Genomic DNA, 12,989 nt, shown 5'->3' on the forward strand with positions numbered 1-12,989 from the left:
GCCCGATGGCCGCATGCCCGCGACCGGGCAATTGGCCCGGCGGCCCGATGGCCGCATGCCTGCGATCGGGCAATTGGCCCGGCGGCCCGATGGGCGCGTACCTGCAATCCGGCAAATGGCCCGGCGACGCGTGGTCGGCGCGCGCGGGCGGCCCTATAGTTCGGCACCCATCGCCGGAGCCCGCGCCCCGTGACCACGGACCTCTTCCCCGGTTTCTCCGCCCCCTGGATCGACATCCCGGCCGGGCGCTTCTTCGCCCGGATCGGCGGCCCGGAGGACGCGCCGCCGGTCCTGTTGCTTCACGGCTTTCCCCAGACCCACGCCTGCTGGCACCGGATCGCCCCGGCCCTCGCCGAGACGCACCGGGTGATCTGCCTCGATCTCAAGGGCTACGGCTGGTCGGCGGCCCCCGGGGGCGATGCGGCGCACGGGGCCTACGCCAAGCGAACCCTCGCGCGGGACGTCGTCGCCGTGATGGAGCATCTCGGCCACGTGCATTTCGCGGTCGTGGGGCACGATCGCGGCGCGCGCGTCGGCTACCGCTTGGCGCTCGACGAGCCCGGCCGCGTCGCGCGCCTGGCGCTCCTCGATATCCTGCCGACCCTGGTGCAGTGGGAGCGCATCGAAGCCTCGAGCGGGTCCGCACATTGGAAGGACCTCGCCCGTCCGGCGCCCGCGCCGGAGAACGAGATCGGACGCGATCCCGACGGATACTTCGAGGGTCTGCTGCGCGACTGGAGCAATGCCAAGTCGCTCGACGCCTTCGCGCCCGCCGCCCTCGCCCTCTACCGGCAGGGCTGGACCGTGCCCGAGCGCATCCATGCCATGTGCGAGGATTACCGCGCCGGGGCGACCCGCGACCGCGAGGCGGATCTCGCCGACCTCGCCGCCCAGCGCACGATCACCTGCCCGACCCTGATCCTGGCCGGCGACGGCTACCTCGACCGTAGCGCCGAGACGCCGCTCACCGCCTGGCGGCGCACCTTCGCGCCGAATGCGACGGCCGTCGACCTCGTCTCGGGGCATTTCCCGGCCGAGGAGAACCCCGAAGGGACGCTCCAGGCCCTGCGCGCCTTCCTGGCAGCCTAGGCGGACCTGTCACGGTTCCGTCACGCGGGATGGCGATGAGACGGGATGCTCCTGCCATCGCCCCTTCCCGAATTCGTCAACTCCGCCGTCAGCCTCGTCGTCGCCTTCGGCCTCGGCACCCTGATCGGGGCCGAGCGCCAGTATCGGCAGCGCACGGCGGGCCTGCGCACCAACGTCCTCGTGGCCGTGGGGGCGGCCGCCTTCGTCGACCTCGGCATGCGCCTCGAGGGGGCGGCCGGCGGCACCCGCACGGTCGCCTACGTGATCTCCGGCGTCGGCTTCCTCGGGGCCGGCGTGATCATGAAGGAGGGCATGAACGTGCGCGGCCTCAACACCGCCGCGACCCTGTGGTGCTCGGCGGCCGTGGGCGCCTTCGCCGGTGCCGACTTCCCCCTGGAGGCCGCCTTCGTCACGGCGGCCGTGCTCGCCGGCAACACCCTGCTGCGGCCCCTGGTCAACGCCATCAACCGCGCGCCCATCGACGAGAGCCAGACGGAGGCGACCTACGAGGTGCAGGTGACGGTGCAGGCGGAGTCCGTCGGCCCCGCCCGCGACCTCCTCGTCGAGCGCCTGGAGGCGGCGGACTATCCGGTGGGCGGGATCGAGGTGGTGGAGCGCGGCGAGGACACCGTCGAGGTGGTGGCGACCCTCGTCGCCACGGCGGTGACTTCGGCCGAGCTCGATGCGGTGACGGCTTCCCTGGCGCGCATGCCCTTCGTCACCCACGCCACGTGGTCGGTGCAGACCGCCGATTGAGGGTGCGCCCGCACACCTCGAACGCACGGGGCCACATTGCCGCGGGATGATCCGCGCCCGACCTGTGAGGCAGCGGGTTCGCACGCTCCGGCTTCGGGCCGGCGACGATCCCAGATCGAGAGGATCGAACACCATGGCAGACCGGAAGAACGCGCTCATCGTCGGGGCCTCGCGCGGCCTCGGTCTCGGCCTCGTCGAGACCTTCCTGCAGCGGGGCTGGCGGGTCACCGCCACCCAGCGCTCGGCCTCGCCGGGGCTCGCGGCCCTGAAGTCCGAGGCGCTTCGCGTCGAGACCGCCGATATCGACGACGACGGCGCCGTCGCCGCCCTCCGCGAAACCCTGTCGGGTGAGCGCTACGATCTGATCTTCGTGGTCGCCGGAGTCGCGACGCAGGCGCACGATCCGCTCCACGCGGTGCCGCGCGACGTCGCCGCCCAGGTCTACCTCACCAACGCGGTGAGCCCGATCCGCTTCGCCGAGACCTTTTTGGACCGGCTCGCGCCGAAGGGGCTCGTCGCGTTCATGAGTTCGGTGCTCGGCAGCGTCGGCCTCAACGAAGCGGGCGGCTGGGAGAATTATCGCGCCAGCAAGGCGGCGCTCAACACCCTCGCGCGCAGCTTCGAGATCCGCCACCGCGACGCCGGTTTCGGCGTGGTGCTGCTGCATCCGGGCTGGGTGCGCACGGAGATGGGCGGGGCCGACGCGGACATCGACGTCGCCACCAGCGTCACCGGCCTGACCGACGTGATCGAAGGCCGTCTCGGCCGGACCGGCTGCGTCTATCTCGACTACACCGGCAAGACGCTCGACTGGTAAGGGCGCTCGACCGGTAGCGACCATGCGATCGCCCCGGATCACCGGGGCGGTCGGGTCCTACCGGCTCAGGGGCGGCCGGCCGCGCCGTTCCACGATGACGGGCGGACGGGTGCGGCGCTCGACGATGACCGTGCGCGGCGCCCGGTTCGGGCTGCCGGCGGTCAGGATGTGCTCGGGGACGCGCTCGGGCTTGGCCTTGGCGGCGGCCAGGACGTGCGGACGGATCTCGTCGGCGGTCAGGCCGATGAGACCGGCGGCGATCTCGACCTGATGCTCGACCTCGTCGGCGAGGTCCTGCGCGGCGGCCACGGCCTCCGGAATCGTCGGCGGCTCCCGGCGCACACGGATGGGCGGCAGGTCCTTGAAGGATTTCGGGATCTTCTTCACGACGGGACTCGCGCTTGGCATTCCACGATCATACGCCGATCGAGCGATATGTGCAGCGCACAAAATCGCGTCGGGCGGTTGCGCCGCGCACAGTGCTGAGGAACGCGGGCCGCCCCCCGAGCAGGGCACGCGGGACGGCAAGCAAGCGTCGAGCCGCTTGGCCGATCCGGCAGCAATGCGGCACGGTCCCAGGCCGTTGCCGCCCGCGACGGGACAGCGGATAATCCGACCATGCTCGACGCCCTGACCGACACCACCGATCCGCGCCTCACGCCCGCGCGCGCCGATCTCGCCGACATCCGCCTGCGCGGCCGGATCGCGGCGGACCGCTACGTGGCGGGAGAAGCGCGCCGGGTGGTGGTGCCGTCGTCGCCCCTGCGGCGGGCGCCCCGGTTCGATGCCGCCGTGGACACCGAGGCGGTGATGGGCGATGCGGTGACACTCTACGAGGCGGAAGAAGGCTTCGCCTGGGTCCGCCTCGGTCACGACGGCTATGTCGGCTACCTGGCGGAGGCGGCCCTGGGGCCGGTCGATCCGGCGCCGACCCACCGGATCACGGCGCTCCGGACCTTCCTGTATCCCGGCCCCGACCTGAAGCTGCCCGCCACCGGCTACCTGACCCTCGGCGCCCGCGTGGCGGTGGTGGGGCAGGCGGGCGAGTACCTTCGCCTCGCCACGGGCGACCATGTCTTCGCCGGCCATGGCGCCGCGCTTGGCCGGACGGAGCCCGATTTCGCCGGCACCGCCGAGCGCCTCGTCGGCACGCCCTACCTCTGGGGCGGACGCACCAGCCTCGGCCTCGACTGCTCGGGCCTCGTCCAGCTCTGCCTCGCCGCCGCGGGGATCGCGGCACCGCGCGATGCCGACCAGCAGGAGCGGTCCCTCGGGGAAAAGCGGCCGCCCGGCCTCGACGGCTTGCGGCGCGGCGACCTCGTGTTCTGGCGCGGCCATGTCGGGCTCATGCTCGACGCGGTCCGGCTCATCCACGCCAACGGCTTCCACATGGCGGTGGCGGTGGAGCCCCTGGCCGAGGCCGTCGCCCGCATCCGGGAGAAGAGCTACGGGCCGGTGACGGCCATCAGGCGCCTCACCCCTTCAGCCGCGTCTTGATCCGGTAGATCAGGCCGTCGCGCACGTCGCGGTAGCCGTCGAGGCGCTGGTCGCGCGACCCCTCGTGAAAATTGGTGGGGTCGGGCGTCGGCCAGTATTCCACCTCGACGGCGTTGGTGCGGGTGAGCTCCAGGGCGGCGTGGTGGGCCTCCGGCGCCAGGGTGACGATGAGGTCGAAGTTCAGGCCTTCCCACTCCTCGAGTTCGGCGAGCGTCCGCGGCTTGTGGCGCGACGCATCGATGCCGATCTCATCGAGCGCCGCCACCATGAACGGGTCGGCGGGCTCGCCCGAGCGGACGCCGGCCGACTGCACGTAGATCGATTTGCCGAAATAATGCCGCGCGATGGCCTCCGCCGCCAGCGAGCGCACGGCGTTGAAGTTGCACATGAACAGGGCCGATTGGACGCGCTTCTTCTTCGGGCCGGCCTCGTCCGCCATCCGGTCACTGCCTCCGGGCTCTCAGGCGCAATGCTCCAGGGAACGTCGCTCAGGCCTTCCAGTGCAAGGCGAAGACCAGGGTGAAGAGGCGCCGGGCCGTCTGGTGGTCGAGATCGACCTTGCCTTCGAGACGCTGTTTCAGAAGGTCGGAAGCCTCGTTGTGCAGGCCGCGCCGGCCCATGTCGATGGCCTCGATCTGGGTCGGCGAGGCCGTCTTGATGGCATTGTAGTAGCTCTCGCAGATCATCTCGTAGTCGCGGATCACCCGGCGGAACGGGGTCAGCGACAGGAGGTGCGTCATCACCGGATCGCCGGACTCGGTGCGGATGGCGAAGGCGAGCTTGCTCTCCACGAGTCCGAGGGTGAGGGCGAACGGCCCCTCGCGGCCGGGGATCGCGAAGCTGTTCTCTTCGAGGATGTCGAAGATCGCGATGGCGCGCTCGTGCTCCTGGTCGGGGTTGCCCCGGCCGATGGAATCCTCGTCGAGGGTCACCGCCACGAGGCGGTTGGGAGATTTCGGCTCCGTGGATCTGGCCGCGCCGGGCATCATCGCCTCACAGGTTCAGGCGGATGGCCACCGAGCGGGCGTGGCCTTCGAGGCCCTCCGACCGTCCCAGCGCAATGGCCGAGGGTCCGAGCGCCCGCAGGCCCTCGGGGGTGCAGCGCAGGATCGTCGTGCGCTTCATGAAGTCGAGGACGCCGAGCCCCGACGAGAACCGCGCCGAGCGGGCGGTGGGCAGGACGTGGTTGGGGCCGCCGACATAGTCGCCGATGGCTTCCGGCGTGTGCGAGCCGAGGAAGATCGCCCCGGCGTTGCGCACCTTGGCGGCCAGCGCCTCGGCGTCCGCCGTCTCGATCTCGAGGTGCTCGGGGGCGAGGCGGTCGACGAGGGGCACCGCCTCGTCGAAGTCCCGCACCACGACGACGGCGCCGTAATCGCGCCAGCTCGCCCGCGCGATCTCCTGCCGGGGCAGGGTCGTCAGCGCCCGTTCCACCGCCGCCTCGACGGCGTCGGCGAGGTCGGACGAATCGGTGACGAGGATCGATTGAGCGGCGACATCGTGCTCGGCCTGGGCCAGGAGGTCGGCCGCGACCCAGTCCGGATTGGCGTGGGCGTCGGCGAGGATCAGCACCTCGGACGGGCCGGCGATCATGTCGATTCCGACCTGCCCGAACACCCGGCGCTTGGCCGCCGCGACCCAGGCGTTGCCGGGCCCGACGATCTTCGCGACGGGCGCGATGGTCTCGGTGCCGTAGGCGAGCGCCGCCACGGCCTGGGCGCCGCCGACGCGGTAGACCTCGTGGACGCCGGCGAGGTCGGCGGCGGCGAGCACCAGGGGGTTCATCGCCCCCTCCGGCATCGGCACCACCATGACCACGCGCGGCACCCCGGCGACGCGGGCCGGGATCGCGTTCATCAGGACGGACGAGGGATAGCTCGCCGTACCGCCGGGCACGTAGAGGCCGACGGATTCGAGGCCGGTCCAGCGCCAGCCGCTGGTGACCCCGAGGGCATCCGTGCCCATGTGGTCGCCCGGCACCTGGCCCTCGTGGAAGGCCCGGATGCGCGTCGCGGCGAAGCGCAGGGCCTCCAGGGCGTCGGCCGGGCAGGCGGCGATGGCCGCCCGGATCTCGTCGGCCGTCACCCGCAGGGACGCGGCGGTGAAGGCCTCGCCGACCCGGTCGAAGCGGCGGGTGTAGTCGACGAGGGCGGTGTCGCCGCCCGCGACCACGCCGGCGATGATGCCGCGCACGGTCTCGTCGACATCCTCCGAGATCTCGCGCTTGACGGTGAGCAGGCGGGCGAAGCTGTCCGCGAAATCGGCGGCGCGGGAGTCGAGGCGGATCATGGGTTGCGTCCCTCGACGGCGGCGCGCCCGGCGGCGGCGGCCTCGTGATCGGGGCGGCCATCGACCTCCCAGACGGGCCCGAGATCCTTCATCCGCACCTCGATGCATTCGAGATCGAGCTGGATCGCGGCGTTGCCGGCGAACACCAGGGTGGCGGTGCCGGATGGGGCCTCGCCCGGCGTGAAGGTGACGGCCAGAAGTTCGAGGGGCGTCTCGGAGGGCGCGCCCGGCACGAGGCCGCGGCTGCGCACGCCGAGGACCCGCTCGAAATGCACGCCCGTCAGGCGCCGGCGCGGCGCCTCGCCGTCTTCCGCCGACCAGTCGAACCGCCGCGCCACCAGCACGAAGCGGTGGGTGTCGGTGAGGTAGGCCAGATCCTCGGCCCGCAGGATCGCGTCCTGCAGGTGGGCCGAGACGACGGCGAGGTCGTCGGCATCGAGGGCGGCGAGCTTGAGAAGCTCCATGGCGGGGGTGTCGCGCTCTTGGGTGGGGTTGGGCCGGGCCGGTCCCGGATCTGGCAACCGTCGGACCCGTAGGTAGCGAGACCGTCGGCCCACGGCAACCATGCGCCCGCGGCCCAACGCAACCAAGCGCCCGCGGCTCAACGCAACCAAGCGCCTGCGGAGCGCCCCGGCACCCGTCGGCTTTTTGCGCGGACGGACGGGCCTCGCGTCAGGGAACGACGGGTCTCAGGCCCCGTTCATCCGCATCGGTCTAGGTCTCGTGCCCAGACCCTCGGAGCTCACGCCCTGGATCCGACCGCGAGCGCGCCGGATCGGGCAGCGGGCCGGGATGACGGAAAGGACAGTTCGGTGAAGCGCATTCTCCTGGCGATCGCGACGGCCGCGACCCTCGGCACCGGCCTCGGCGCCTTCGAGGCCAAGGCCCAGTATTACGACGACGGCCCCCGGCGCTTCGAGCGCCGCTACGACGAGGACCGCTACGAGCGCCGCCGGGATCGCTACGACGACGATCGCTACGAGCGTCGCGGCCGGGGCGGACGCGGCGGCAGCGTCTGCGTCACCGCGCGCGGCAACTGCGTCACCCGTCCGGCCCCCTACAACGCGCCGTGCGGCTGCGACATCCCCGGCTTCGGCTTCAAGCGCGGCGCCGTCGGCGGCTGACGCTCCCGGCGTCGGCCCACACGGGCCGGCGCCGATGCCCGATCTCTACGAGCGGACGCGGGTGATCTCGGCGCCGCAGCGGGCGAGCTTGGCCTCCAGGGCCTCGAAGCCGCGGTCGAGGTGATAGACCCGGTTGATGCTGGTCTCGCCCTCGGCGGCCAGGCCGGCGATGACCAGCGACACCGAGGCGCGCAGATCCGTCGCCATCACGGGGGCGCCCTTGAGGCGCTCGACGCCCTCGACGATGGCGAGATCGCCCTCGAGCCGGATCCTGGCGCCGAGCCGCGCCAATTCCTGCACGTGCATGAAGCGGTTCTCGAAGATCGTCTCGCGGATGTGCGACTGGCCCTTGGCGAGGGTCATCAGCGCCATGAACTGGGCCTGCAGATCCGTGGGGAAGCCCGGGAACGGGTCCGTGGTGACATCGACGGCCGCGATGCCGCCGCCGTTGCGGCGGATGCGGATGGTGTCGGTGCCCACCGTGATCTCGGCGCCCGTGGTCGAGAGCACGTCGAGGGCCGAATGCAGCAGGTCGGCCCGGGTGTTCTCCAGGGTGACGTCGCCGCCGGTCATCGCCACCGCCATGGCGTAGGTGCCGGTCTCGATCCGGTCGGGCAGCACGTCGTGCCGCGCGCCGTGCAGGCGCGAGACGCCCTCGATGGCGATGCGCGGCGTGCCGGCGCCCTCGATCCGTGCGCCCATCTTGGTGAGGCAGGCGGCCAGATCCACCACCTCTGGCTCGCGGGCCGCGTTCTCGATGAGGGTGGAGCCGTTGGCGAGTGCGGCCGCCATCAGCGCCACGTGGGTGCCGCCGACGGTGACCTTGGGGAAGTGGATCTCGCCGCCGCGAAGTCCGTTCTTGGCGCGGGCGATGACGTAGCCGCCATCGACCTCGACGGTGGCGCCGAGGCGCTCCAGCGCCATCAGCAGGAGATCCACGGGGCGGGTGCCGATGGCGCAGCCGCCCGGCATCGAGACCCGGGCCTCGCCGAAGCGCGCCAGCAGGGGCGCGATGACCCAGAAGCTCGCCCGCATGGTCGAGACGAGCTCGTAGGGCGCCGTGGTGTCGATGACGTTGGAGGCGGTCAGCCGGATGGTCTGGCCGGTTTCCGTGGTCTGGCCCGGGCGCTTGCCCACCACCATGTGGTCGACGCCGTGATTGCCGAGGATGCGCAGGAGGGCGTTGATGTCGGCGAGCCGCGGGACGTTGCCGAGTTCCAGGGTCTCGCCGGTCATCAGGCTGGCGATCATCAGGGGCAGGGCCGCGTTCTTGGCGCCCGAGATCGGGATCACGCCGTTGAGCGGCCTGCCGCCGATGATGGTGATGCGGTCCATTGTCGTCAAACCTTGCGCTCGGGTCCCGCGTCCCGCGGACGTCGGACCGGTCTCGTGGAGAGCCCGCGGCCCGCCTTCGGTGTCGTTGAGCCGGCGTATACGTCAGTTTTGTCGGAAAAGGGATGCGGTCCCGCTCAGGCCGGATCGTCCTCGGGCGGCTCCGCCGGATCACCGTCCCGGCCCCCTGCGCGTGTCCCTTGCGCCCCTGGCCGGACCTCTTCCAGAACCTCCTCCGGCGCCTCGGAGCGGCCGCGCACCTGCAGCTTGCGCCGTCGCAGGTTCTCCCGCAGGGCCGCCTTCAGGCGCTCGGTCCGCTTGTCCGTCTGCTCGGTCATGGCTCTCGGGTCGGCTTCACGCGACGCATCGTCACCACGGCGACGGGCCGGCTGTCCATCCCCACCGTCCACCGGCCCAACCCGCACCGTCAAGCTGCAGACCAGGGCTGCGGTTGTCGACTTGAACCAATTCCAAGTTCGCCTGTATCGTGCCGACCGCGCTGGAGGAGCCAGCCACGACGCGCGGCGTTCGATGTCTCCGGATCGGGGACAGCGACACCTTGCCGAAACCAAACGCGAAGACCCCGTCTGGCATAAGGGTCCGCGCGGAAACGATCCCGCCAGAGGCCGCGATCCCACCGCCGGCCAATCAGCCCAAGCGTGAAGGACGGATGCCCGTGAACCGGATGCCCGCGACGAGCGAGATCACCGAGACCCGCAAGACCCGGAAGACCACCGAGACCCGTCCGGGCCAGGGCCGGGCCGATTACGACGCCCATTTCCGCACGGCCCTCGACCGCCTGCACACCGAGCGCCGCTACCGCGTCTTCGCCGATATCGAGCGCATCGCCGGACGATTCCCGACGGCGAACTGGCGCAAGCCCGATGGCGGGACGTCCGAAATCACCGTCTGGTGCTCGAACGACTACCTCGGCATGGGCCAGCATCCCGACGTGGTGAACGCCATGACGCAGACGGCGGCGCGCTGCGGCGTGGGCGCCGGCGGCACCCGCAACATCGCCGGCAACAATTCACCCCTGGTGGATCTGGAGCGCGAACTCGCCGATCTGCACGGCAAGGAAGCCGGCCTCGTCTTCACCTCGGGCTACGTCTCGAACCAGGCCGGCATCTCGACCATCGCCAAGCTGCTGCCGAACTGCCTCATCCTCTCGGACGCGTTCAACCACAACTCGATGATCGAGGGCGTGCGTCACTCGGGCTGCGAGAAGCGCATCTTCCGCCACAACGATCTCGCGCATCTCGAAGAGCTTCTGATCGCGGCGGGCGACCGCCCGAAGCTGATCGCCTTCGAGTCCGTCTATTCCATGGACGGCGACGTGTCCGACATCGCGGCCATCTGCGACCTCGCCGACCGTTACGGCGCCATGACCTACCTCGATGAGGTCCACGCCGTCGGCCTCTACGGGCCGCGCGGCGGCGGCATCTCCGAGCGCGACGGCGTGATGCACCGGGTCGACGTCATCGAGGGGACGCTGGCCAAGGGCTACGGCTGCGTCGGCGGCTACATCACCGGCTCCACCGTCCTGTGCGACGCCGTGCGCAGCCACGCGCCGGGCTTCATCTTCACCACCGCCCTGCCGCCGGCCATCGCGGCCGCCGCCCGCGCCTCCGTGCGCTATCTCAAGCGCTCGAACGTCGAGCGCGAGGCGCACCAGCGTCAGGCCAACCGCACCAAGATGGCGCTCGAAGCCGCCGGCCTGCCGGTGCTGCACACCCAGACCCACATCGTGCCCGTGATGGTGGGCGATGCCGAGCTGTGCAAGGCGGCGGCCGACCACCTGCTGGAACACCACTCCATCTACATCCAGCCGATCAACTACCCGACGGTGCCGCGCGGCACCGAGCGCCTGCGCATCACGCCCTCGCCGTTCCACGACGACGCCAAGATCGCCAAGCTGACGGCGGCGCTCATGGAAACCTGGGACACCCTCGACCTGCCCCGCGCCGGCACCGTGTTCGTGGAAGCCGCCGAGTAGGGCTTTCCGCAGCATCGGCCTTTGCCGAAAACCGGATACCACTTTTCGGGCCGATGCTCAGTTCAACCGCCAGAGGGCGAAGTTGAGAATGGTCGCGAAGCCGACCCAGGCGGCATAGGGCACGAGCAAACCGGCGGCGAGGCGGTCGAAGCGCCAGGACAGGCGGATGGTCCAGAGGATCATCACGAACATCGCTGCCGAGACCACCACGCCCGTCCCGATGGCATGGGCGGCGAAGAACGTCGGGGTCCAGGCGGCGTTGAGGGCGAGCTGCACCGCGAAGGCGATGACCGCCAGCCGCCAGCCCTCCCGGGTCGGTCCGGTGCGCGGCATGGCGCCGAGCAGCCGCCAGGCCGAGACGGCGATGAGGCCGTAGAGGATGGTCCACGCCAGGGGGAACGCCCAGTTCGGCGGATTGAAGGACGGCTTGGTCAGGCCCGCGTACCAGCCCTCGATGTTAGGCCCCGTCGAGAGCGACCCGATCACGCTGGTGACGAGCACGGGCAGGATCGCCGCCGCCAGACGGGGATAGCGGGACAGGGCCGGCCTGTCGGGCACATGCGGGGTGGCGGTCATCCGTCTCGACGTCCTGGTTTCATTGTCGCTGGGCGGCCAAAGTCTCTCGTCGGCCAAGATCTCTGGTCGGCCAAGATCTCTGGTCCGCCGGGAAGGCTGCCGGGGTGCCCGTGCTTCGGAGGCTGGCATCGGAACGCTGTTCGATCAGCCATGGTTTCATGAGGCCAGCCCCCCGGCCCGGACCGTGCGACGGGTCTGGGTCACGGGGCCGGTGTCGTCGCCAGGGCGGCTTCGCGGGGCCCTTTACGGACCTTCCCAGACCTGACGAAAACGGAGGGACCTCATGCCGGACGACACCGCCCCCCGCCCTTTCCGCGCCCGCAGCCTCGCGGCCCAGGCCATGGGGCGGATCGAGCCCGTGACCCGGGCGGTGGTGGCCCCGCTCCACGTCTCCACCACCTTCCTGCGCGATCCCGACAACGGCTATGCCTCGGGCTTCTCCTATGCCCGGCCCGACAACGCCACCGTGCGCGAGGCCGAGGCCGTCATCGCCATGCTGGAGGACGCCCCGGCCGGGGCGCTGCTGTTCGGCTCCGGCATGGCGGCGGCCACGGCCGTGTTCACGGCCCTGGAACCCGGCGACCACGTGCTCGCCCCCACCGTCATGTACTGGGCCCTGAAACGCTGGCTCCGCGACGAGATGCCCCGCCGGCGGATCGCCATCGACTTCGTCGCCATGGACGACCTCGATGCCCTACGCGCCGCCCTGCGTCCGGGCACGACGAAGCTCGTCTGGATCGAAACGCCGGGCAACCCGCTGTGGACCGTCACCGACATCGCCGCCGCCGCGCGCCTTGCCCACGCGGCCGGGGCGCGGCTCGCGGTGGATTCCACCGCCGCCTCGCCGATTCACACCCGGCCCCTGACCCTGGGGGCCGACATCGTGATGCATTCGGCCACAAAAATCCTCAACGGGCATTCGGACGTGGTCGCGGGCGTCCTCGCCGGGGCCGAGGCGGACGCGTTCTGGGCGCGGCTCGTCACGATCCGCGCCGGGGGCGGCGCCATCCTGGGGCCGTTCGAGGCCTACCTGCTGATGCGGTCCTTACGCACCCTGCCCCTCCGGGCCGCCGCCCAATCGGCCGCGGCCGCAGACCTCGCCCGGCGCTTCCAGGCGCATCCCGCGGTGCGTGCCGTGCTCTATCCGGGCCTGCCCGATGATCCCGGCCACGCGGTGGCCGCGCGCCAGATGGCGGGGGGCTTCGGCTTCATGCTGTCGATCCGGATCGCGGCGGGCGAGCAGGCGGCCATCGCCGCCGCCGCCCGGGTACGCCTGTGGAAGCGGGCGACGTCGCTGGGCGGCGTCGAGAGCCTCATCGAGCACCGGGCCTCCGTCGAGGGGCCGGACTCGCCCTGCCCGCCCGACCTCCTGCGCCTGTCCGTGGGGATCGAGGATGTCGACGATCTGTTCGGGGATCTCGACGACGCCCTGCGCGGGGGAGATGCGCCGGCCGTGCCGTGATTTTCTCAACCTTGCAGGGGGCCAATGGCAGGGCATCGCGTTGTTGGTCAG

Annotated in this window: 15 protein-coding genes; 7 read left to right on the forward strand and 8 right to left on the reverse strand. The window is 71.3% G+C overall.

Annotation, left to right across the window (positions count from 1 at the left end; all coding sequences use genetic code 11):
- The first annotated feature begins 189 nt into the window (after positions 1–189).
- From FV218_RS07215 to FV218_RS07225, 3 genes are all read left to right on the forward strand, one after another.
- The gene (locus tag FV218_RS07215) at positions 190–1,089 is read left to right on the forward strand and encodes an alpha/beta hydrolase (protein ID WP_147709230.1); all 900 of its coding nucleotides are present in this window, start codon (positions 190–192) and stop codon (positions 1,087–1,089) included.
- 45 nt (positions 1,090–1,134) lie between these two features.
- Positions 1,135–1,845, forward strand: coding sequence for an MgtC/SapB family protein (locus tag FV218_RS07220; protein WP_056090111.1), 711 nt, complete (start codon positions 1,135–1,137; stop codon positions 1,843–1,845).
- Between the two features lie 133 nt (positions 1,846–1,978).
- A complete protein-coding gene (locus FV218_RS07225) occupies positions 1,979–2,662 on the forward strand; it encodes an SDR family oxidoreductase (protein WP_147709231.1) in 684 nt (227 codons plus the stop codon).
- Between the two features lie 57 nt (positions 2,663–2,719).
- On the opposite strand, the gene FV218_RS07230 is transcribed toward FV218_RS07225, so the two are convergent.
- Positions 2,720–3,070: a hypothetical protein gene (locus FV218_RS07230; RefSeq protein WP_056090106.1), complete on the reverse strand. Its 351-nt coding sequence runs from the start codon at positions 3,068–3,070 to the stop codon at positions 2,720–2,722.
- A gap of 222 nt (positions 3,071–3,292) precedes the next feature.
- Between FV218_RS07230 and FV218_RS07235 the strand changes: the two genes are divergently transcribed.
- Positions 3,293–4,159, forward strand: a complete 867-nt coding sequence (locus FV218_RS07235) for an NlpC/P60 family protein (protein WP_147709250.1) — start codon at positions 3,293–3,295, stop codon at positions 4,157–4,159.
- Here FV218_RS07235 and FV218_RS07240 read toward each other — a convergent pair.
- From FV218_RS07240 to FV218_RS07255, 4 genes are read right to left on the reverse strand one after another with little or no spacing between them, the layout of a single operon-like run.
- Positions 4,137–4,598, reverse strand: coding sequence for a low molecular weight phosphatase family protein (locus FV218_RS07240; RefSeq protein WP_056090102.1), 462 nt, complete (start codon positions 4,596–4,598; stop codon positions 4,137–4,139). The two genes, FV218_RS07235 and FV218_RS07240, sit on opposite strands and share 23 nt — an antisense overlap.
- 49 nt (positions 4,599–4,647) lie before the next feature.
- Positions 4,648–5,145, reverse strand: a complete 498-nt coding sequence (locus FV218_RS07245; protein WP_056091465.1) for a UPF0262 family protein — start codon at positions 5,143–5,145, stop codon at positions 4,648–4,650.
- A 7-nt stretch (positions 5,146–5,152) separates the two neighbouring features.
- Positions 5,153–6,448, reverse strand: coding sequence for a histidinol dehydrogenase (gene hisD, locus FV218_RS07250; RefSeq protein ID WP_147709232.1), 1,296 nt, complete (start codon positions 6,446–6,448; stop codon positions 5,153–5,155).
- Positions 6,445–6,912 carry a DUF2948 family protein gene (locus FV218_RS07255; RefSeq protein WP_056090098.1) on the reverse strand — a complete coding sequence of 156 codons (468 nt, stop codon included), beginning with the start codon at positions 6,910–6,912 and terminating at the stop codon, positions 6,445–6,447. The genes hisD and FV218_RS07255 overlap by 4 nt, the downstream gene beginning before the upstream one ends.
- Before the next feature lie 357 nt (positions 6,913–7,269).
- On the opposite strand from FV218_RS07255, the gene FV218_RS07260 reads away from it, so the two are divergent.
- Positions 7,270–7,572: a hypothetical protein gene (locus FV218_RS07260; protein ID WP_056091463.1), complete on the forward strand. Its 303-nt coding sequence runs from the start codon at positions 7,270–7,272 to the stop codon at positions 7,570–7,572.
- A gap of 45 nt (positions 7,573–7,617) precedes the next feature.
- Here the strand turns inward: FV218_RS07260 and murA are convergent, their stop codons facing one another.
- Both murA and FV218_RS07270 read right to left on the reverse strand, forming a co-directional pair.
- Positions 7,618–8,907: a UDP-N-acetylglucosamine 1-carboxyvinyltransferase gene (murA, locus tag FV218_RS07265; RefSeq protein WP_147709233.1), complete on the reverse strand. Its 1,290-nt coding sequence runs from the start codon at positions 8,905–8,907 to the stop codon at positions 7,618–7,620.
- Between the two features lie 134 nt (positions 8,908–9,041).
- Complete coding sequence (locus tag FV218_RS07270; protein WP_147709234.1) at positions 9,042–9,242, reverse strand: hypothetical protein; 201 nt, start codon at positions 9,240–9,242, stop codon at positions 9,042–9,044.
- 332 nt (positions 9,243–9,574) lie between these two features.
- Between FV218_RS07270 and hemA the strand changes: the two genes are divergently transcribed.
- Entirely contained in the window at positions 9,575–10,900 is a 1,326-nt protein-coding gene (gene hemA / locus FV218_RS07275) for a 5-aminolevulinate synthase (protein WP_147709235.1), read from the forward strand.
- 57 nt (positions 10,901–10,957) lie between these two features.
- On the opposite strand, the gene FV218_RS07280 is transcribed toward hemA, so the two are convergent.
- Complete coding sequence (locus FV218_RS07280; RefSeq protein ID WP_056090086.1) at positions 10,958–11,476, reverse strand: TspO/MBR family protein; 519 nt, start codon at positions 11,474–11,476, stop codon at positions 10,958–10,960.
- Positions 11,477–11,759: 283 nt separating this feature from the next.
- On the opposite strand from FV218_RS07280, the gene FV218_RS07285 reads away from it, so the two are divergent.
- Positions 11,760–12,938: an aminotransferase class V-fold PLP-dependent enzyme gene (locus FV218_RS07285; RefSeq protein WP_147709236.1), complete on the forward strand. Its 1,179-nt coding sequence runs from the start codon at positions 11,760–11,762 to the stop codon at positions 12,936–12,938.
- The last annotated feature ends 51 nt before the right edge of the window (positions 12,939–12,989 follow it).

Origin of the sequence: Methylobacterium sp. WL69, assembly GCF_008039485.1 — a bacterium.
GTDB lineage: Bacteria > Pseudomonadota > Alphaproteobacteria > Rhizobiales > Beijerinckiaceae > Methylobacterium.